This is a genomic window from Saccharothrix syringae, assembly GCF_009498035.1.
Taxonomy (GTDB): Bacteria; Actinomycetota; Actinomycetes; order Mycobacteriales; family Pseudonocardiaceae; genus Actinosynnema; species Actinosynnema syringae.
On record NZ_CP034550.1, the window covers coordinates 333,412 to 353,075 of the forward strand.

Below are 19,664 nucleotides of genomic sequence, written 5' to 3' on the forward strand. Positions count from 1 at the left end.
CTGACGGGCCCGCACTTCGCGTGGTCGGCCGCAGGAGGTTGGAAAGGCTCGCGGAGCTGGTCGGACGGGCTCCGCGGGGGGTTGCCGACCGCACCTGGCCGGCCGCGTAGCGCGTCCTCCTGGCGGAAGATCGGGCACAGTTGTGTCACCCTGTCTCGACCAGGGCTGCCCAGCGGTGACAAAGGACAGTGCACACTGGCGGGTTGGGACACAGTGTTCGAAGAGAGCGGGACGGCGTGGCTGGATCGACACGGGCGAAGAAGACAAACGGGGGAGCTGCGAGCGGTAACCGGCGGTTGGTGATCGTCGAGTCGCCCGCGAAGGCGCGCAAGATCGCGTCCTACCTCGGACGGGACTTCGTCGTGGAGTCGTCCAAGGGGCACATCCGGGACCTCCCCCGGGGTGCGGCCGACGTGCCCGCGAAGTACAAGGGGACGCCCTGGGCCCGGTTGGGCGTGGACGTCGACAACGCGTTCGAACCGCTCTACGTGGTCACGCCGGACAAGAAGGCGACCGTCGCGGAGCTGAAGGAGCTGCTCAAGGACGTCGACGAGCTGTACCTGGCGACGGACGGCGACCGTGAGGGCGAGGCCATCGCCTGGCACCTGCTGGACACCCTCAAGCCCAAGGTCCCGGTCCGCCGGATGGTGTTCCACGAGATCACCGAGCCCGCCATCCTGGCCGCCGCCGCCAACCCGCGCGACCTGGACCAGGACCTGGTCGACGCGCAGGAGACCCGCCGCATCCTGGACCGCCTCTACGGCTACGAGGTCAGCCCCGTGCTGTGGAAGAAGGTCATGCCGAAGCTCTCGGCGGGCCGCGTGCAGTCCGTGGCGACCCGGATCGTGGTCGAGCGGGAGCGCGAGCGGATGAAGTTCGTCACCGCGAGCTACTGGGACGTGTCCGCGGTCATGGACGCCGGTGCGGACGCCTCGCCGCGGACCTTCGGGTCGCGGCTGGTGGCCGTCGACGGGGTGCGGCTCGCCTCCGGGCGCGACTTCGGGTCGGACGGGCGGCTGAAGGCGAGCACCGAGGTCAGGGTGCTGGACGAGGCGCAGGCGCGGGCGATCGCCGAGGGCCTGGTCGACGTGTCGATGGCGGTCTCCTCGGTCGAGGAGAAGCCGTACACGCGCAAGCCGTACGCGCCGTTCATGACCTCGACGTTGCAGCAGGAGGCGGGGCGCAAGCTGCGGTTCTCCGCCGACCGGACCATGCGGACCGCCCAGAAGCTGTACGAGAACGGCTACATCACCTACATGCGCACCGACAGCACGACGCTGTCGGAGACCGCGATCGCGGCGGCGCGGGCCCAGGCGACCGAGCTGTACGGGTCGCAGTACGTGGCGAACGCGCCCCGGCAGTACAACCGCAAGGTCAAGAACGCGCAGGAGGCCCACGAGGCGATCCGGCCGGCGGGCGAGGTGTTCCGCACGCCGGGCCAGGTGGCGCGCGAGCTGGACGCGGACGAGTTCAAGCTCTACGAGCTGATCTGGCAGCGGACGATCGCCTCGCAGATGGCCGACGCGCGGGGCAACACCACGTCGGTGCGGATCACCGGGCGCACGGCGGGCGGCGAGGAGGTCACGTTCGCCTCCTCCGGTCGGACCATCACGTTCGCGGGCTTCCTCAAGGCATACGTCGAGACGGTGGACGCCGAGGCGGGCGGCGAGTCCGACGACGCCGAGTCGCGGCTGCCCCAGCTGGTCAAGGACCAGGTCGTCTCGGCCGCGGAGCTGTCGGCGGACGGGCACTCGACCTCGCCGCCGCCGCGGTTCACCGAGGCTTCGCTGATCAAGACGATGGAGGAGCTGGGGATCGGGCGGCCGTCGACGTACGCCTCGATCATCAGCACCGTCCAGGACCGCGGCTACGTGTGGAAGAAGGGCTCGGCCCTCGTCCCCTCGTGGGTGGCGTTCGCCGTGGTCGGGCTGCTGGAGCAGCACTTCGGGCGGCTGGTCGACTACGACTTCACCGCCGCCCTGGAGGACGAGCTGGACGGCATCGCGGCCGGCCGGCAGGAGCGGACCACCTGGCTGTCCGGCTTCTACTTCGGCGGGAACGTCGGGCCGGAGTCGTCGGTCGGGCGGTCCGGCGGGCTGAAGAAGCTGGTCGGGTCGAGCGTCGAGGAGATCGACGCCCGCGAGGTCAACTCGATCCCGCTGTTCAGCGACGACGAGGGCCGCACGGTCTACGTGCGGGTCGGCCGGTACGGGCCGTACCTGGAGCGGGAGGTCGACGGGGCGTCGCAGCGGGCCAACCTGCCCGACGACCTGCCGCCGGACGAGCTGAGCCCGGAGATCGCGGAGAAGCTGTTCGCGACCCCGCAGGAGGGGCGCTCGCTGGGCGTCGACCCGGTCACCGGGCACGAGATCGTGGCCAAGGAGGGCCGGTTCGGCCCCTACGTGACCGAGGTGCTGCCGGAGCCGCCGGACGGCAAGAAGGCGCCGAAGCCCAGGACCGGGTCGCTGTTCAAGTCGATGGCGCTGGACACGGTGACGCTGGACGACGCGCTCCGGCTGCTGTCGCTGCCGCGGGTGGTGGGCAAGGACCCGGAGACGGGCGCCGAGATCACCGCGCAGAACGGCCGGTACGGGCCCTACCTGAAGAAGGGCACCGACTCGCGGTCGCTGACCAGCGAGGACCAGCTCTTCACGGTCACCCTGGACGAGGCGCTGAAGATCTACTCGGAGCCGAAGAAGCGGGGACGGGCGGCCGCCGCGCCGCCGCTGAAGGAGATGGGCGCCGACCCGGTCTCGGGCAAGCCGATGGTGGTCAAGGAGGGCCGGTTCGGGCCCTACGTGACCGACGGCGAGACCAACGCGTCGCTGCGCAAGACCGACAGCGTGGAGGGCCTGACCGACGAGCGGGCGGCCGAGCTGCTGGCGGAGAAGCGGGCCAAGGGGCCGGCCACCAAGAAGAAGGCGCCGGCGGCCAGGAAGGCACCCGCTCGGAAGAAGGCACCGGCCAAGTCCAAGGGCTAGCCTCGGTGCGGGTGGTGGTGGCGCGTGGACGAGTTCGGGCCGGACGGGACGCAGGCCCCGCCACCACCGCGGTTCTTCGCGGACCCGCTGGCCGGGCTGCCGGCCGGCGACGCGCCCCCGGAGGCCGCGGTGCCGGTGGTGGTGCCGGCACCGGCGGTGGTGGCGCGGGTGCCCGCGGCGGTCTTCGAGCCGGTGCGGCGGCGACCGGCCCGGCGGCAGGCCGCGCCGGTGCGGCCCGCCGCGCCCCCACCCGCCCGGACGGGCCGCGCCGGCCTGGTCGGGTGCCTGTTGGCGCTGCTCGCGGTGGGTGCGCTGCTGTTCAACGTGCTTCGTGAGATCATCGTGGCGGTGGTCGACCTGCTGAGATGATTTCTCTTTGGTCACCCGAACGGCGGATGTGGTCATCCGGCCGAATCGCCCCAGCTACCCTGGTGGCCTGCGACAACGGCGGGGGTGAGCACGATCCAGGACGGCGGCACAGGGGCTTCGACCAGCCACCGGATTCGCAGCGTACTGGCGATCCGGCCGTTTCGCAGGCTTTGGGGCGTCACCTACCTGTGCAGCGTCGGCGACTGGCTGTCACTGCTGGCGTTGACCAGCCTCGTCACGAAGATGCAGGACAGCTACCAGTGGCAGAGCTTCTCGCTCAGCCTGGTGGTGCTGACGCAGCTGCTCCCGGGCATCCTGTTCGCCCCGCTGGGCGGGGTGCTGGCCGACCGGTTCGACCGCCGCAAGGTCATGGTCGTCTGCGACCTGCTGCGCGGCGGCCTGTTCATCTCGATCGCCCTGGTCGGCACGGCCTGGTGGCTGTTCATCGCGAACTTCCTCGTCGGCTGCTGCGCGATGCTGTGGATCCCGTCCAAGGACTCCGCGGTGCCGAACCTGATGCGCCGGCCCGACCAGGTGGAGACGGCCAACCAGCTCGGCCTGGTGATGACCTACGGCGTGTCGGTGATCTCCGCCGCGGGCCTGTACGCGCTGATCGCGGGCATCCCCGGCTACCTGAACGTGCAGAACTCCGACCTGGAGTTCCGCATCGCGACCATCGCGGTCATGGTCAACGGCGCGCTGTACGTGACCGCGGCCCTGCTGGTGGCCACCCGCATCCCGGAGCTGTCCGGGCGGATCGCGGCGGTCAACCGGCGCAAGCGCCGGGACGGCGAGGCGCCGGGCTTCCTCGCGATGATGCGCGACGGCCTGCGGTACGCGGGGCGCACCCCGCTGGTGCGCGGCCTGGTCACCGGCATGGTCGGCGCGTTCGCCGCGGCGGGCGCCGTCATCGGCACCGCCAAGCTGTACTCGCTGTCGCTGCTGGGCGGTGACTCGGCGTTCGCCCTGCTGTTCGTGGCCGTGTTCGCGGGGCTCGCGTCCGGCATGGCCTCCGCGCCCCGGCTGGCCCGCACCCTGCCCTACGACCGGCTGTTCGGCCTGACCATCGTGGTCGCCGGCCTGAGCCTGGTGGTGGTGGCGTTCGCGCCGCACCTGTGGGTGGCGCTGGTCGCGGTGGCGTTCGTCGGCGGTGCGGCGGGCGTGGCCTTCCTGACCGGCCTGAACATCGTCGGCGCGCAGGTCGAGGACGCGATGCGCGGCCGGACCGTGGCGCTGCTGCAGTCGCTGCTGAAGGTCGTGCTGGCCATCACCTCGGCGGCCACGCCGCTGCTGGTGTCGCTGGTGCAGCAGCGGACGGTGACCGTGTTCGGCCACCCGATGCAGGTCGACGGCACCCGGCCGGTGCTGCTGGGCGCGGGCCTGCTCGCCGCGCTGCTCGGCCTGGCCGCCTACCGGCAGATGGACGACCGGCGGGCCGAGCCGATCCTGTCCGACCTGGTCGCGGCGCTGCGCGGGCGGGCGAGGCGCAAGGTCGGCGTGCTGATCGCGGTCGAGGGCGACACCCGGCAGGACACCGCCGCGCAGGCCCGGCGGCTGGCCGAGGTGCTGCGCCGGACCGGCCGCGAGGTGCTGCTGGCCTCGGACCCGGACCTGGACGAGCAGCGGCTGCGCAACCTGCTGTCGACCGCCGACCTGGCCGGCGTGCGGGCGCACGCCCTGGTGGCCGCCGCGGTGCGGGCCGACGTGGTGGAGCGCGAGGTGCGGCCCGCGTTGGACAACGGCGCCGTGGTCGTCATGGAGCGGTACGTCGACAGCCCGCTGGCGCACTTCGGCGCGGCGGGCAGCGTCGAGCCGCGGGAGATCGAGGGCCTGGTCGACTGGGCCACCGGGCGGCTGCGGCCGGACGTGACCGTGCTGCTGGACCGCACGCCGTCCCAGGCGGGCCCGCGCGGCGCGCTCGGGTGGCGGGTGCGGGAGCTGCTGACCGAGATGGCCGCCGCCGACCCCGAGCGGTACGTGGTGGTCGACGCGGACGGCACCGAGGACGAGGTCGCGGTCCGGGTGGAGCTGGCGGTGCTGCCGCTGCTGTCGCAGCGCGCCGGGCGGACGGCGCGGCCGGTGGCCGAGACGTCCTGAGCGCTCGGTACGGTCGCCCGGTGAACCGTGGTGTGTGGGGCGAGGTCGTCGGCCAGCCCGAGGCGGTCGCGGTGCTGTCGGCGGCGGCGGAGGCGGCCTCGTCGATCGTGGCGGGCGGCACGCCCGCGCCGGGCGCGATGACCCACGCGTGGCTGTTCACCGGGCCCCCGGGGTCCGGGCACGTGGACGCGGCGCGCGCGTTCGCGGCGGCGCTGCAGTGCACCGTGGTGGGCGACCGGCCGGGCTGCGGCTCGTGCGCCGGGTGCCACACGGTGCTGGCCGGCACGCACGCCGACGTGCGCGTGGTCGCGCCGGAGGGCCTGTCGATCCCGGTGGCCGAGATGCGGGCGCTGGTCCAGGTCGCCGCGCGGCGGCCCACGGCCGGGCGCTGGCAGGTGGTGATCATCGCCGACGCCGACCGGCTCACCGAGGGCGCGGCGAACGCGCTGCTCAAGGCGGTGGAGGAGCCGCCGGAGCGCACCGTGTTCCTGCTCTGCGCGCCGTCGGACCACCCGGACGACGTGTCGGTGACCATCCGGTCGCGGTGCCGGGTGGTGCCCCTGGGCACGCCCCGGCTCGCGGCCATCGCCTCCGCGCTGGAGGAGGAGGGCATCGCGCCCGACACCGCCGCGTGGGCGGCCTCGGTGAGCGGCGGGCACGTGGCGCGGGCGCGGCGGCTGGCCACCGACGAGTCGGTGCGGGCGCGGCGCGAGGCCGTGCTGCGCATCCCACTGGCCCTGCGCAGGCCCGCGGACGTCTTCACCTGCGCCGACCAGCTCGTCAACGCCGCCGAGGCGGACGCGGTGAGCGCCAACGAGGACCGCGACGCGGCCGAGCGCGAGGCGCTGGAGACGGCCATGGGCGCGGGCGGCACCGGCAAGGGCACCGCGGCGGCGACGCGCGGCGCCAAGGGCGCGCTGAAGGACCTGGAGAAGCGGCAGAAGTCGCGCGCCACCCGGACCCAGCGCGACTCGCTGGACCAGGCCCTGGTCGACCTCGCCGCGTTCTACCGGGACGTGCTGGTCACCGCCTCGGGCGCGGGGGCCGCGCTGAACCACCCGGACCGCGCCGAGGACGCGAGGAGGGCGGCCGGGGCGTGGTCGCCGGAGTCGGTGCTGCGCAGGCTGGAGGCCGTGCTGGGCTGCCGGACCGCGCTGGAGCGCAACGTGAAGCCGCGCATCGCGGTCGAGGCCATGCTCGTCGCGCTCCAGCGGGGCTGAGGTTCCGGGCGGTCGCCGACTACTCCGCCGGGGCGCCGCCCCGGCCGGCCGGGTGGTGCCGGCCCGGCAGCGCGGCCACCAGGACGACGCCGACCAGCAGCATGACCGTCCCGGCCCAGAAGATCGGCACGGTCTTGTACGCGGCGTTGGTGTAGGCGAGCGGCTGCTTCGGCGGCGCGGCCTGGCCGCCGCCCGGGCCCGGCTGGGTGGGCGTCGGCGCGCCGCACACCACGCCGCCGGTCGGGGCGGCCGCGCGCACCACCTGCTCGCCCAGGGACACCTGCGCCAGTGCCGAGGGCAGGTTCGGCAGCCCGAGGGCGTCGGTCGGCAGCAGCTGGAGGTCGAGCAGGCGCGCGGTCGCCCCGAGCATGAACCCCTTCACGGTGGGGCCGCCCTGCTGGAGCGGGCCGTCGAGGACCTGGTCCTTGCGGTTGAGCTGGGCGACCTGGAGGCGCAGGACGCCGATGTCCAGGGCGTCGGCCAGGTCGCCGACCAGCGGCAGGTCCCGGCCCGGCACGACGCCGATGGGCACGTCCAGCTTCGGGTTGGCCGCGTCGAGGGTGCCCAGCTCCCGGCCGCCCTGGCTGACCTTGAGGACGGGTGCGGTGTAGGTGACGCCCGAGGTGGCGGCGTCGCCGGTGGACAGGGCGGTGAGCGTCGGCGGGCTCACCACGTCGACGCGGATCTCCGCCGGGGTGCCCTGGAGCAGGCGGATGCTCGCCACCTGGAGCGCGGAGGTCGACCGGACGGCCTTGTTCGCGCTGCCCGGCAGGTCCACGAGCTCGACCTTGGAGTTGGCGCTGAGGGTGTCCGGGAGGCTGAGCAGCGAGCCCGTGGCGCCGCTGTCGGGGGTGCCGGAGAGCAGGCCGCCGAGCCGGCTGAGCGGACCGCCGAGCTGCTTGAGGGTGTCGATCAGGGACTGCTTGGCCTGCGCGTCGAGCTTGGGCGTCTGCTCGGTGAGCATGCCGGTGAGGTCCTGCGAGCCGGGCAGGGTCGGGATGGCGTTGAGCACGCTCAGGCTCGCCACGGAGGTCCTGGCGTCGGCGAGGGGGCTGACGCACGGGCCCAGCTCCTCGTCCCAGCGGGCGTGCACGCTGCCGTTGAGCAGGCCGACGCGCAGCAGGGTGTCCAGCGGCGTGGCGGGCGGGGTGAGGCCGCCGGTGACGGGGGCGGCGTTGTCCGGCGAGGCGGTCTGGACGAGCGTGCCGGGCGCCTGGGGGGCGCGGCCCTGGACGGCGAACCCGAGCGGCGCCGCCTGGGCGACCGCGCGCTCGTAGCTCAGGAACGCCTCGGTGTTGGCCTGCGCGTTGGCGAGCCCCACCCCGATCTCGGCGGCCGACTGCTTGGGCAGCTGCTCGCCGAAGCCGGGCAGGATCGTGTCGGTCGTCGTCGAACCCGGTGCCAGGCGCACGACCGCGAGGCCCGTGCCCGCGTCGCCGATCGCGTGGGTGACCTGCTCCGGACCCGCCGACGCGGGCGGCTGGCCCGGGTCCCGCGGGCCCGGCACCGGGGTGGTCGGCGGCTGGGCGAGCGCGGGGGAGGCGACGAGCGCGACCAGGAGGGCGGCGGCGGGCAGGGCCAACAGGCGCATGTGGTCGTACCTCCCGTGACGGCGGCGCCCAGGTTCGGAGGCCACTGGCGGGTTAACGACGAGCCCCCCGATCAGGTGACGGTCGGGGTTGGGTTATAGTTGTCGCGTCTCGCCGCCTTAGCTCAGTCGGCCAGAGCGGCTCACTCGTAATGAGCAGGTCGTCGGTTCGATTCCGACAGGCGGCTCGCGAGATGCGAAGGCCCCGGACCCCGGTCCGGGGCCTTCGTCGCGTTCGGCCCCGGGGCGGGCGCGCCGTGCCGTGCCGGGCGGATTCGGGGTGGCCCGGACTCCGCGTGGTTCCCGCTGATCACGGCACCCCGCGGGGGCGGGACCCGTGCCGGTGGTCCGCCGGGACGGGCTGGGTGGTGTCGGAGCGTTGCGCGAGCTGCTCCATCAGGGTGACACTTCCCCCGTCGGCGTCAGGGGTGGGCAACCGTGGCGTTGCCAGCCTGGAGGTGATCGCCAATGGGCACGATGATCCTGTCGACGGTGCTCGCCCTGCCGTTGGCGGTGCTCGCGGCGCGGGTGGGGCGGCGCCGGTGGCGGCGGTGCGCCCGCGGCGAGCTGTTCCGGCACCGCGTGCACGACCCCGGCGCGGGGTCCCTCATCCGGCCCTGAGGGTCAGGCCCCGAGCACCGGCGCGGCCGCCCTGGTCACCACGTCGCCGTAGCGGCGGGCGTACTCGGTCCGGACCTCCTCGGGCGTGCCGACGACGGCGAACGCGTGCAGCACCTCGTCCGGCACGACCGCCTCCATCTCCTCCCACCGCCTGCGCCGCGACAGCCGGTGCAGCTCCTCGTGCAGCTCGCCCCAGCCGTGCAGGTCGAGGACCTTCCGGTAGGCCGGGGTGGAGCCGTAGAAGGCGATCTGCCGCCTGACCTCGGCCACCGACCGGTCGTCGTGGGCGACCAGGGACGGGCCCAGGACCTCGACGGGCGCCGCGCCGCCCGCCTTCGCCCGGCCCCGCGCCAGCGCGGGCAGGGTCACCTCGCGCAGGTACCGCTCGGTGGTGAAGTTGTGGCACAGGAAGCCGTCCGCCACCTCGCCCGCGACCTCGGTCATCAGCTCGCCGACGCCCGCCAGCCACACCGCGGGGGTGCCGAACGGGTTGGGGCCCGGGTCGAAGAACGGCGTCATCAGCGTGTGCGTGTAGAACTCGCCGCGGAACGCCAGGCGGTCGCCGGTGGCCCAGCTCTGCCAGATCGCGCGCACCGCGAGCACGAACTCGCGCATCCGCGCCGCGGGCCGCGACCAGGGCATGCCGAACCGCTTGGTGACGTGCGGCTCGACCTGCGAGCCCAGGCCCAGGTGGAACCGGCCGCCGGAGAGCAGCTGCAGGTCGTTGGCCAGCACGGCGGTGCTCATCGGGTTGCGCGCGAACGCCACCGCGATCGCCGTGCCCAGCTCCAGGTCGACCGCGCCCGCGACGCGGCCCAGCGCGAGGAACGGGTCGTGCCGCGTCTCGGCGACCCAGAACCCGTCGCAGCCGGCGCCCTCGGCGGCGCGTGCCGCGTCGAGCGCGGTCGTCGGGTCGGGGTCGATCTCCAGCCGGTCCACCTTCACCGGGCGAACCTACCGCTCAGCGGTTCGGGCGCAGGGTCCAGACGACGGTCACCTCGCCGGTGGTGACGCCCTCGGCGTTGGTGATGGTCACGTGCACCGGGAACTCCGGCCGGGTGCCCGCGTCCAGCTCCGCCACCACGTCCGCGGCGGCCCTGCCCAGCACCGCCTCGGCGCGCAGCACGCCCAGCGCCAGCTTCTTGTAGGCGATCTCCGACCGCGCGACCAGCGGCGTGGCCCTGCCCAGCTCGGCGGAGAACGCGGCCATCACCACCGCGCCGGACGCGGTCTCGGCCACGCCGAACATGACGGCCGCGTGCGGGCCGCCGACGTGGTTGCGCAGGTCCTCGCGGTCGGGCAGCTCGGCCACCACGCGGTCGGCGGCCACCTCGACGAACTCCACCCCGGTGGTCCTCACCCAGGGCACGGACTGCTTCATGGCATCGGCGACGAACGAGAGGTCAGCGCTCATGAGCGCATATTACCGACCAGTAACCCGATGAGACCCGGCTCACCGGTATTTCGTTTGCCAAGACTCTCGTGGAGGTTCATGCTTGTATCCAGCAACTAGTTGGTTGATGCAAGCAAACGGAGAGTGGGATGGCGGCACCCGTGCGTGACGGAGGCCGGGCCGAGGACCGGACGGTGGCCAACCGCCTGGGCATGGCCCTGGTCCGCATGAACAAGATGCACGCCTGCGTCGCCGCCCAGATGAGCAAGGCGGGCATGGACAAGGCCGCCTTCGTCCTGCTGGCCAGCCTGGAGCAACTCGGCCCCTCGCGGTCGAGCGCCCTGGCCGAGGCGGTGTTCTCCGACCCGTCCACGGTCAGCCGCCAGGTGGCGGGACTGGTCAGGCAGGGCCTGGTCGAGCGGCGGGCCGATCCCGAGGACGGCCGCGCCAGCCTGCTGGCGGTCACGGGGGCGGGCGCCGAGCTGCTGGCCGACCGCCGCCGGCAGCGCAACGAGGCGCTGACCCGCCTGTTCGCGGACTGGTCCCCGGAGGACCAGGACCGGTTCGTCGAGTACTTCGAGCGCTTCGTGGGGGACTACGAGAAGGCGCTCCCGCATTTCATCGCTGAGAGCGGACTGGGGCCGCGCTCAGAAGGGGAGAAGTGAGCATGTCGGACACGACAACCCGAGCGGACGCGACGCCACCCGGCGCCGCCCTGCTCACCCACCGGCAGATCCTGACGATCCTGTCGGGCCTGCTGCTGGGGATGTTCCTGGCCGCGCTGGACCAGATGATCGTGGCCACGGCCATGAAGACCATCGCGGACGAGCTGCACGGCCAGACCCTCCAGGCGTGGGCGACCACCGCCTACCTGATCACCGCGACGATCTCCACGCCGCTGTACGGCAAGCTGTCCGACATCTACGGCCGCAAGCCGATGTACCTGACCGCGATCTCGCTGTTCCTGCTGGGCTCGCTGCTGGCGGGCATCGCCGGCTCGATGTACCAGCTCGCCGCGTTCCGCGCGGTGCAGGGCCTGGGCGCGGGCGGCCTGATGTCGCTGGCGATGGCGATCATGGCGGACATCACCTCGCCGCGCGAGCGCAGCCGCTACATGGGCTACTTCATGGCCGTCTTCGGCGTCTCCAGCGTCGCGGGCCCGGTCGTCGGCGGCCTGTTCGCGGGCCTGGACACGTTCCTGGGCACGGCCGGCTGGCGCTGGGTGTTCCTGGTCAACGTGCCGATCGCGCTGGTCGCGCTGCTCGTGGTGGCGCGGGTGCTCAACATCCCGCACCGCCGGGTCGACCACCGGATCGACTTCCTCGGCGCGGCGCTGCTGACCGTCGGCCTGGTGCCGCTGCTGATCGTGGCCGAGCAGGGCCGCGAGTGGGGCTGGGCCTCGGGCACCTCGATCGCGCTCTACGTCGTGGGCGTGCTCGGCCTGGCCGGGTTCGTGCTCGCCGAGAAGCGCATGGGCGACGAGGCGCTGCTGCCGCTGCGGCTGTTCCGGCGCCAGACCTTCGCGCTGGGCAACGGGATCAACTTCCTGCTGGGCCTGGGCATGTTCGGCGGCATGGTGTCGCTGCCGCTGTACCTGCAGATCGTCAAGGGGTACTCGGCCACCCAGTCCGGCCTGATGATGGTGCCGATGACCATCGGCATCATGACCGCGGCGGGCATCAGCGGCAACATCACCGCCAAGACCGGCCGCTACAAGGTGTTCCCGGTCCTCGGGTTCGCGGTCATGACGGTGATGCTGTTCCTGTTCAGCTTCGTCGACACCGACACCCCGCTCTACCAGCCGCTGGTGCTGATGTTCTTCCTGGGCACCGGCCTGGGCCTGAACATGCAGACCCTGCTGGTGGCCATCCAGAACGACGCCGAGCCGCGGGACATGGGCGTGGCGACCGCCTCGGCCACGTTCTTCCGGCAGATCGGCGGCACGGTCGGCACCGCGGTGTTCCTGTCGATCCTGTTCAGCACGGTCGGCGGCAAGATCGGCGACGCGCTGCGCGCCGCGGCGGGCTCGCCGGACTTCCAGGCGGCGCTGGCCCGGCCGGAGAACCAGGGCTTCGCCACCGCGCTGCAGACCGGCCAGGGCTTCGACCTGGACAACACCGAGTTCCTCAACGGGCTCGACCCGGTGCTGGCCAGGCCGTTCCTGGACGGCTTCTCCGGCTCGATCGACCTGGTGTTCCTGACCGGCTCGATCGTCACCCTGGTCGGCTTCGCCATCGTGTGGTTCCTGCGCGAGGTCCCGCTGTCGGCCCGCTCGGGCCTGGAGCGGGTCAAGGACGCCGAGGCGGCCGAGGAGCCGACCCCGATCGCGATGCACTGACGCCCGTCACGACGCACCGGCGCGGAAGAGGACCCAGGCCCGCCCCCCGACCGGGGAGCGGGCCTGGTCCCGTTCCGACGACTCGCCTCAGTGGTCCTCGCCGCGCGCCACGGCGTCCTTGAGGCGCTGGTAGGAGCGGACGATCTCGGCCTCGGCCTCGGCCCGGCCGACCCAGGTCGCGCCCTCGACGCTCTTGCCCGGCTCCAGGTCCTTGTAGACCTCGAAGAAGTGCTGGATCTCCAGCCGGTAGAACTCGCTCAGGTGGTGGATGTCGCGCAGGTGCTCGGAGCGCGGGTCCTCCGACGGGACGCAGAGCAGCTTGTCGTCGCCGCCCTTCTCGTCGGTCATCCGGAACATGCCGATGGCGCGGGCGCGGATCAGGCACCCGGGGAAGGTCGGCTCCTGGACGAGCACGAGGGCGTCGAGGGGGTCGCCGTCCTCGCCGAGCGTGTCGTCGACGAACCCGTAGTCCGCCGGGTACTGAGTGGCCGTGAACAGGGTCCGGTCGAGCCGGATGCGCCCCGTCTTGTGGTCCATCTCGTACTTGTTGCGGACCCCCTTGGGGATCTCGATGGTGACGTCGAACTCCACTGCGCGGTCCTCGCTCGTTCTCGCCGTTCGTTACGCCACTAGTGTGGACTACGACGTCTCGTCAACCCCCTGCGCGGGGTGTGACGTTGCCCGTACTCGATTGCGGAGGACTCCCGTTGTCCGACGAGCCATCCTGGCCGACCCACGACGGCGACGAGGTGGACCGCGAACCGCCGACGGTGCAGGTCAGACGGCCGGACCCGCCCACGGTGCGGATGCCGGCGCCGCCGCCGCCCAGGCCGGCCGCGCCGGCGCCGGAGCCCGCCGCGGCCCGTCCGCGGCCGCCCGCGGAGCCCGCGAAAGAGATCAAGTCGGAACCTGAACCGAACCCTGAACCGATCACGGAAAGTGAAGAACCGGCCCCGCCGGCCCGCCGCCGCAAGCGCCCGCTGGTGCTCGCCGCCGTGGTGCTGCTCGTGCTCGCGCTCGCGGGCACCGCCGTGGTGGGCGCGCAGCGCGGCTGGTTCGACCGCACGCCCGACGCGACCACGGCCGCGCCGCAGCCGCCCGCCCCGATCTCGCGCGCCGTGCAGGGCGTGGGCACCGGCGGCAAGCAGCCCACCGCCGCCGGCGTGCAGGCCGTGCTGGCCGGTCCGGCGGCCAACGGCCTGCTCGACCCCCTGCGCGGCACGGTGGTCGACCCGGCCTCCGGGCAGGTGCTGTGGCGGCAGGACGAGACCACCCCGGCCACGCCCGCGTCCACGACGAAGGTGCTGGTCGCCGCGGCCGCGCTGCTCACCCTGGACCACACCTCCCAGCTGTCGACCAAGGTCGTGCGCGGCCCGCAGCCCGGCACGGTCGTGCTGGTCGGCGGCGGCGACCCGACGCTGTCGCCGCTGCCCGCCGGCGAGACCGGCTTCTACCCCGGCGCGCCGACCCTGGACGAGCTGGTCGAGCAGGTGCGCGCGCAGGGACCGGTCACCCAGGTCCTCTACGACTCCTCCCGCTACACCGGCCCGGGCACCGCGCCCGGCTGGGCGCCCTCCGACGTGCCCGACGGCTACGTGTCGCCGATCGAGCCGCTGATGCTCACCGGTGGCCGCAGCGACCCGAAGGCCGACGTCAGCCGGCGCAGCGCCACCCCGTCCGCCGACACCGCCGCGCTGCTCGCGCAGCGGTTGGGCGTGGCCTCGCCCGTGGCGCCGGGTGCCGCGCCGGCGGGCGCCCAGGTGCTGGGCGAGGTGAAGTCGGTGCCGGTGGACCAGTTGGTCGAGAACATGATGCAGCTGTCGGACAACGTGCTGGGCGAGGTGCTGTCCCGCGAGGTGGCGATCGCGCGCGGCGCGGAGCCGTCGTTCACGGGCGGGGCGCAGGCCGTGCGGGCCGCGCTCACCGAGCACGGGTTCGACCTCACCGGGGCGGTGTTCGAGGACGGCAGCGGGCTCTCGCCCAGCAACAAGCTGCCCGCGCGGCTGCTGGCCGACATCCTCACCGCCGCGGCGAAGCCCGACGCCTCCGACGAGCGCACCGCGCGGCTGCGGCCGCTGCTGACCGCGCTGCCGGTCGCCGGCGGCAGCGGCACGCTGGCCGGTCGCTACGCCGAGCAGGGCGCCGCCGGGCGCGGCTGGGTCCGGGCCAAGACGGGCACGCTGACCAGCGTGCACTCGCTGGCCGGGGTGGTGCTGGACACCGACGGGCGGCTGCTGGTGTTCGCGTTCATGTCGCTCAGCGGCGACGACATGAAGGCCGTGCGGGGCGCCCTGGACGAGATGGCGGCGGCCCTGCGCACCTGCGGCTGCTAGGTCGGCCGGCGGGCGGCTGCCGGGTCGGTGGTCGGGCGGTGGTCGGGCGGCTGTCAGGTCGGTGGTCGGTCGGTGGTCGGGCGGCTGGCGGTTCGGCGATCGGGCGCCCGTGGGTTCGGCCGTCGGGTCGCGGGAGTGTTGCCCGACCGGGAGGCGCAGGTAGCGTCAACGGGGTGAGCAACCCGGCGACGCAGGACCGCAGCGCCCCCGGCCAGGACGGCGCCCGGAAGGACGGGGCACCGAAGGACAGGGCACCGGTCGACTGGGACCTGGCCGTCACCACCGCGACCAGGCTCCTCCGCCCCGGACCGGTGGTGCCCAGGGCCGAGGCCGACGTGGCCGTGCACCGGCTGCGCGAGCTGGCCGTGGACGCCGAGGTGCACGTGCGCGAGCTGACCGGCCTCGGGCAGGGCCTCCCGCTGCTCCCCGGCGAGGTCGTGGACCGGCCCGGCTGGGTGCGGGCCGCCGTGCGCGGGCTCGCCGCGCTGACCGACGGCGCGCTGCCCCGGCAGTCCGGCGCGTTCAGCGGCGTCGTGGCGGGCACCGCGGGCGTGCAGGCGGGCGTGGTCGTGGCGTTCCTCAGCGGCCGGGTGCTGGGCCAGTACGACCCCTTCTCCGACGGCGGCAGGCTGCTGCTGGTGGCGCCCAACATCGTCGGCGCCCAGCGCTCCCTGGACGTGCCCGGCGAGGAGTTCAGCATGTGGGTGTGCCTGCACGAGGGCACCCACCGGCTCCAGTTCACCGCCGTGCCGTGGCTGGCCGGGCACTTCGCCGGCCTGGTCGGCACCCTGCTCGGCACCATGGACGAGGGCTCGCCGCGCCTGCGCGACCTGCCCAGGCGGCTGCGCGAGGCGGGCGGCGTGGTGGACCTGCTCCAGAGCCCCGCCCAGCGTGAGGTGCTGGACCGGCTGCTCGCCCTGTCCACGCTGCTGGAGGGGCACGCCGACCACGTGATGGACGCCGTGGGCCCGGACGTGGTGCCGTCGGTCCGGGTCATCCGCGAGCGCTTCACCGCCCGCCGCAAGGGCGGCGTGCTGGACCGGGTGCTGCGCACGCTGCTCGGCGTCGAGGCCAAGGTCCGCCAGTACGAGGAGGGCGCGGCGTTCACCGGCCACGTGGTCGACGCGGTCGGCATGGAGCGCTTCAACACCGTCTGGACCGGCCCCGAGACCCTGCCGACCCGCGCCGAGATCGCGGACCCGGCCGCCTGGCTGCGCCGCGTCCAACCGTGAGCGCGCGCCGGTGAACGGGCCGTTGTCGCTGGTCCGCACGGCGGTGCGGCGGTTCCTGCGCGAGCACCGGCCGGAGGCGGTCACCGTGGCGGTGAGCGGCGGCGCGGACTCCCTCGCCCTGGCGGCCGTCACCGCGGGGCTGGTGCCCGCGCGGGCGGTCGTGGTCGACCACGGGCTCCAGGAGGGCTCGGCGGAGGTCGCCGAGGCCGCCGCGCGGACCTGCCGCGAGCTGGGGCTGGCCGCCGAGGTCCGGCGCGTCGACGTCACCGGATCGGGTGGTCCCGAGGCGGCCGCCCGGCGGGCCCGCTACGCGGCGCTCAGACCCGAGGGCGGCCTGGTGCTGCTCGGCCACACCCGCGACGACCAGGCCGAGACGGTGCTGCTGGGCCTGGGGCGCGGGTCGGGGCCCCGCAGCATCGCCGGCATGCGCCCGCTCGACCCGCCGTGGGGCCGCCCGCTGCTGGAGGTCTCCCGGGCCACCACCGCCGCGGCGTGCGCGGAACTGGGCCTGGAGCCCTGGCGGGACCCGCACAACGACGACCCCCGGTACACCAGGGTCAGGCTGCGCAAAGAGGTCCTGCCGCTGCTGGAGGACGTCCTCCAGGGCGGGGTGGCGGACGCCCTGGCCCGCACCGCGGCGCAGCTGCGCGAGGACAACGACGCCCTGGACGAGCTGGCCGAGGCGTTCGACGGCGACTGCTGCGCGGTCGCGGAGGTCGAGCACCTGCCCGCCGCCCTGCGCCGGCGCGTGCTGCGGCGGTGGCTGCTCGCCGAGCGGGTGCCCGAGTTGTCTGATTCGCACCTGCGGCGGGTGGACGCCCTGGTGGGCGAGTGGCGTGGTCAGGGCGGTGTGTGGTTGCCGGGCGGCTTTGTGGCTCGGCGCGCGCATGGCAGGCTGCGAGTGGAACCAGTTCAGTCATGACCAAAGGGGAACCGTCCGTGTACGACGGCGACATCAGTTCCGTGCTCATCACCGAGCAGGAGATCGGCGACAAGGTCACCGAGCTGGCCAACAAGGTCGCTGCTGACTACCCGGCCGACGGCGAGCACGACCTGGTCCTGATCACCGTGCTCAAGGGCGCGGTGATGTTCATGACCGACCTGGCCAGGGCGCTGCCCGTGCCGGTGCAGCTGGAGTTCATGGCGGTCAGCTCCTACGGGTCGTCCACGTCGTCCTCGGGCGTCGTGCGCATCCTCAAGGACCTCGACCGGGACATCGCCGACCGCGACGTGGTCATCGTCGAGGACATCATCGACTCGGGGCTGACCCTGTCGTGGCTGCTCAAGAACCTCGCGTCGCGCAAGCCGCGGTCGCTGGAGGTCTGCACGCTGCTGCGCAAGCCGGACGCGGTCAAGGTCGAGGTGCCGGTGAAGTACGTCGGCTTCGACATCCCCAACGAGTTCGTCGTGGGCTACGGCCTGGACTACGCCGAGCGCTACCGCGACCTGCCGTACATCGGCACGCTGGACCCGAAGATCTACTCGTGACAGCGTCCCACGAGGCCGCGTCAAAGGCGGCCTCGTGGGGGCTGCCTCAGCAGTTCGGCCGGCAGCGGCGCTGCGAGATGGCGTCCAGCAGCACCCCGCGGATGTCGTCCGGCTCCATGGCCTGGTAAGCCTTCCCGCCGGTGGCCTCGGCGATCTGCTTGAGCGCCGCCATGTCGGCGTCACCGCCCAGCCCGACCATCATCATCGGCACCGGTCGCGCCGGGTCGGCCTCCTCGCGCAGCGTGGCGAGCAGGGTCGGCAGGTCGATGCTGGAGATGTCGTCGTTGCTGCCGTCGGTGATCAGGGTGACCGAGTTGATCTTCGACGGGTCGTAGGTCCGCTGCACGTGCCGGAACGCGGCCAGCGCGGTCTCGTTGAGCGACGTGCCGCCGCCGACCAGCGCGGGCAGGTTGTTCGCGCCCTTCTGCAGCTGCACGCGCCGCGGCGCGCCGCCCAGGGGCTCGCCCAGCGGCCCGATCGGCACCAGCTCGATCCAGTCGTTCGGCGGCTTCTTGTCCGTGGAGAACGCCCACAACCCGATCTCCGAGGTGTCGGGCAGCATGCCGAGCGCGGTCAGCGCGGCCTCCTTGGCCGCGTCGACGCGGGTCTGGCCGTCGCCCATCTTCTCGACCATCGAGCCGGACACGTCGAGCACGGCCAGCAGCCGGGTGTCCAGGCTGACCGCGCCCCACGTGCGCAGCAGCTCGGAGACCTCGTCGGGGGACGGCGTCGGCATGGTGACGACGTCGTCGCCGCGCACGCCGTCCTCCTCGGGCGTCCACGGCCGCGGCGCCCTGCCGTCCGGGGTGCGGAAGCCCGCCTCGGCGAATCGCTGGGCGGTCCGGTCGGCGCGCAGCGCCTCCTCGAAGCCCTCGGCCGCCTGCGCGGTGCCGGCCGGCTCGCCGGACCGGCCGACCCGCACCACCGGGAAGTCGAACGAGACCGTGCCCTCCTTGGGGTAGGAGGCGACCACCCGGCGCGAGCCCGCGGTCCGGTTGGCGTTGAGCACGGCCTGCTCGGAGGCGGTGAACACCGGCGCGTCCTCGTTGCCCTGCACGACCTTGCCGAACGCGTCGCGCACGGACGGCAGCGCGTCCCGGCCGACCCGCAGCAGGGCGCCGATCAGCTCGGGCCTGGGCGTGCCGTCGGGGTTGCCGAGCTGCGCGCGGATGACCGCCAGCGTGGCCAGGCCCTCGGTGGACGTGGTCGGGTCGCTCAGCGTCACCGACACCTTGGGGTCGACCACCCGCGCCCAGTTCACCGGGGTGATGGGCCAGCCGAGCGCGCCCAGGGCGTGCTCGGAGCCCGCGATCACCAGCGGCGAGCTGGCCAGCGGCGCGCCGACGTCCAGGCGCGGTGCCTCGGCGCCCAGGTCACCGGACTGCCGCTGGGTCTCCGCCGCCCACATGGACGAGTCCGGGATCCACAGCGCGGGCGGGTTGATCTGGGCGGTGGGCAGCTCCTGGGACACGTCGGCCGCGGCGCGGGCCTCGATCTCCACCTGGACGCACTTGCCGTCGACCACGGGCTGGGTGGCCTGGTAGTCGTCGGCGGCGCCCCGGACGACCTCCTCGACCGCGGGCACGACCGCGACCTTGAGCGGGAGGGTGCCCCGGCAGTCGGGGCCGCTGGTGGCGCGGATCGCCACGACGGCCACGCCGGCCGCGGCGACGACGCCGAGCAGCGCGCCGACGGGCAGGGCGATGCGGCGGAGGCGCCCGGTGGGGGCCTGGTTGCGCGATGGCATGGTGTTGACACCCTCGCTCGGGGTTCACCCTCTCGGGCTGATGTGGAACACGCGGTAGTTGCCGAGGATGGCACGGTCGAGTGACATGACAAACTCTCGTGTTCCAGATCACCCGCCCGGTCCGGCCGTCCTGGCTACCTGCGGGTAGCGCGATACCCGCGGTGAGGGATACGGGCGGGGACCCCGCGCGGTTCACCGCCGGCTGAACCGTTCCCGCCCGCGGTCCGTGTTCGCGGTCACCGGCGGGAACACGGGGC

16 protein-coding genes and 1 tRNA gene are annotated in these 19,664 nt (G+C 73.7%); 12 read left to right on the forward strand and 5 right to left on the reverse strand.

Annotation, left to right across the window (positions count from 1 at the left end; genetic code table 11):
• Nucleotides 1-236 precede the first annotated feature (236 nt).
• From topA to EKG83_RS01575, 4 genes are all read left to right on the forward strand, one after another.
• Nucleotides 237-2,981 carry a type I DNA topoisomerase gene (topA, locus tag EKG83_RS01560; protein ID WP_037330521.1) on the forward strand — a complete coding sequence of 915 codons (2,745 nt, stop codon included), beginning with the start codon at nt 237-239 and terminating at the stop codon, nt 2,979-2,981.
• A gap of 24 nt (nt 2,982-3,005) precedes the next feature.
• Nucleotides 3,006-3,350 (forward strand): hypothetical protein, encoded by a 345-nt coding sequence (locus tag EKG83_RS01565; protein ID WP_051766237.1) that lies wholly within the window; start codon nt 3,006-3,008, stop codon nt 3,348-3,350.
• Nucleotides 3,351-3,434: 84 nt separating this feature from the next.
• Nucleotides 3,435-5,447, forward strand: a complete 2,013-nt coding sequence (locus EKG83_RS01570; RefSeq protein ID WP_033432375.1) for a bifunctional MFS transporter/dTMP kinase — start codon at nt 3,435-3,437, stop codon at nt 5,445-5,447.
• A 20-nt stretch (nt 5,448-5,467) separates the two neighbouring features.
• A complete protein-coding gene (locus EKG83_RS01575; RefSeq protein ID WP_084716652.1) occupies nt 5,468-6,667 on the forward strand; it encodes a DNA polymerase III subunit delta' in 1,200 nt (399 codons plus the stop codon).
• A 19-nt stretch (nt 6,668-6,686) separates the two neighbouring features.
• Here the strand turns inward: EKG83_RS01575 and EKG83_RS01580 are convergent, their stop codons facing one another.
• On the reverse strand, nt 6,687-8,258 hold the full coding sequence (locus EKG83_RS01580; protein WP_033432374.1) for a hypothetical protein: 1,572 nt from the start codon (nt 8,256-8,258) through the stop codon (nt 6,687-6,689).
• Between the two features lie 111 nt (nt 8,259-8,369).
• Here EKG83_RS01580 and EKG83_RS01585 point away from each other — a divergent pair.
• A tRNA-Thr gene (locus tag EKG83_RS01585) sits at nt 8,370-8,443 on the forward strand.
• A 280-nt stretch (nt 8,444-8,723) separates the two neighbouring features.
• Nucleotides 8,724-8,876, forward strand: coding sequence for a hypothetical protein (locus tag EKG83_RS01590; protein ID WP_153277836.1), 153 nt, complete (start codon nt 8,724-8,726; stop codon nt 8,874-8,876).
• A gap of 3 nt (nt 8,877-8,879) precedes the next feature.
• Here EKG83_RS01590 and EKG83_RS01595 read toward each other — a convergent pair whose 3' ends face one another.
• Nucleotides 8,880-9,821, reverse strand: a complete 942-nt coding sequence (locus tag EKG83_RS01595) for a TIGR03617 family F420-dependent LLM class oxidoreductase (RefSeq protein WP_033432373.1) — start codon at nt 9,819-9,821, stop codon at nt 8,880-8,882.
• 16 nt (nt 9,822-9,837) lie between these two features.
• Nucleotides 9,838-10,290, reverse strand: coding sequence for a DUF4442 domain-containing protein (locus EKG83_RS01600; protein ID WP_033432372.1), 453 nt, complete (start codon nt 10,288-10,290; stop codon nt 9,838-9,840).
• 128 nt (nt 10,291-10,418) lie between these two features.
• Between EKG83_RS01600 and EKG83_RS01605 the strand changes: the two genes are divergently transcribed.
• Nucleotides 10,419-10,934: a MarR family winged helix-turn-helix transcriptional regulator gene (locus tag EKG83_RS01605; RefSeq protein ID WP_033432371.1), complete on the forward strand. Its 516-nt coding sequence runs from the start codon at nt 10,419-10,421 to the stop codon at nt 10,932-10,934.
• Between the two features lie 2 nt (nt 10,935-10,936).
• Nucleotides 10,937-12,607, forward strand: coding sequence for an MDR family MFS transporter (locus tag EKG83_RS01610; RefSeq protein WP_033432370.1), 1,671 nt, complete (start codon nt 10,937-10,939; stop codon nt 12,605-12,607).
• An 87-nt stretch (nt 12,608-12,694) separates the two neighbouring features.
• On the opposite strand, the gene EKG83_RS01615 is transcribed toward EKG83_RS01610, so the two are convergent.
• Nucleotides 12,695-13,198 carry an inorganic diphosphatase gene (locus EKG83_RS01615; protein ID WP_033432369.1) on the reverse strand — a complete coding sequence of 168 codons (504 nt, stop codon included), beginning with the start codon at nt 13,196-13,198 and terminating at the stop codon, nt 12,695-12,697.
• A gap of 392 nt (nt 13,199-13,590) precedes the next feature.
• Between EKG83_RS01615 and dacB the strand changes: the two genes are divergently transcribed.
• The 4 genes from dacB to hpt all read left to right on the forward strand — a co-directional run bounded on the left by dacB (nt 13,591) and on the right by hpt (nt 17,660).
• Nucleotides 13,591-14,940 carry a D-alanyl-D-alanine carboxypeptidase/D-alanyl-D-alanine endopeptidase gene (dacB, locus tag EKG83_RS01620; RefSeq protein ID WP_228122474.1) on the forward strand — a complete coding sequence of 450 codons (1,350 nt, stop codon included), beginning with the start codon at nt 13,591-13,593 and terminating at the stop codon, nt 14,938-14,940.
• Between the two features lie 269 nt (nt 14,941-15,209).
• The gene (locus tag EKG83_RS01625) at nt 15,210-16,172 is read left to right on the forward strand and encodes a zinc-dependent metalloprotease (RefSeq protein ID WP_033432392.1); all 963 of its coding nucleotides are present in this window, start codon (nt 15,210-15,212) and stop codon (nt 16,170-16,172) included.
• Nucleotides 16,173-16,182: 10 nt separating this feature from the next.
• A complete protein-coding gene (gene tilS / locus EKG83_RS01630; protein ID WP_033432368.1) occupies nt 16,183-17,094 on the forward strand; it encodes a tRNA lysidine(34) synthetase TilS in 912 nt (303 codons plus the stop codon).
• A 17-nt stretch (nt 17,095-17,111) separates the two neighbouring features.
• The gene (gene hpt / locus EKG83_RS01635; protein ID WP_033432391.1) at nt 17,112-17,660 is read left to right on the forward strand and encodes a hypoxanthine phosphoribosyltransferase; all 549 of its coding nucleotides are present in this window, start codon (nt 17,112-17,114) and stop codon (nt 17,658-17,660) included.
• Nucleotides 17,661-17,706: 46 nt separating this feature from the next.
• Here the strand turns inward: hpt and EKG83_RS01640 are convergent, their stop codons facing one another.
• Nucleotides 17,707-19,407 carry a substrate-binding and VWA domain-containing protein gene (locus tag EKG83_RS01640; RefSeq protein ID WP_033432367.1) on the reverse strand — a complete coding sequence of 567 codons (1,701 nt, stop codon included), beginning with the start codon at nt 19,405-19,407 and terminating at the stop codon, nt 17,707-17,709.
• Nucleotides 19,408-19,664: the final 257 nt, after the last annotated feature.

Bases quoted from the DNA above. Each gene is read 5' to 3' on its own strand.
- EKG83_RS01580 (WP_033432374.1), bottom strand. From the start codon at position 8,258: ATGCGCCTGTTGGCCCTGCCCGCCGCCGCCCTCCTGGTCGCGCTCGTC.
- EKG83_RS01590 (WP_153277836.1), top strand. From the start codon at position 8,724: ATGGGCACGATGATCCTGTCGACGGTGCTCGCCCTGCCGTTGGCGGTG.
- EKG83_RS01600 (WP_033432372.1), bottom strand. From the start codon at position 10,290: ATGAGCGCTGACCTCTCGTTCGTCGCCGATGCCATGAAGCAGTCCGTG.
- EKG83_RS01605 (WP_033432371.1), top strand. From the start codon at position 10,419: ATGGCGGCACCCGTGCGTGACGGAGGCCGGGCCGAGGACCGGACGGTG.
- EKG83_RS01610 (WP_033432370.1), top strand. From the start codon at position 10,937: ATGTCGGACACGACAACCCGAGCGGACGCGACGCCACCCGGCGCCGCC.
- EKG83_RS01640 (WP_033432367.1), bottom strand. From the start codon at position 19,407: ATGCCATCGCGCAACCAGGCCCCCACCGGGCGCCTCCGCCGCATCGCC.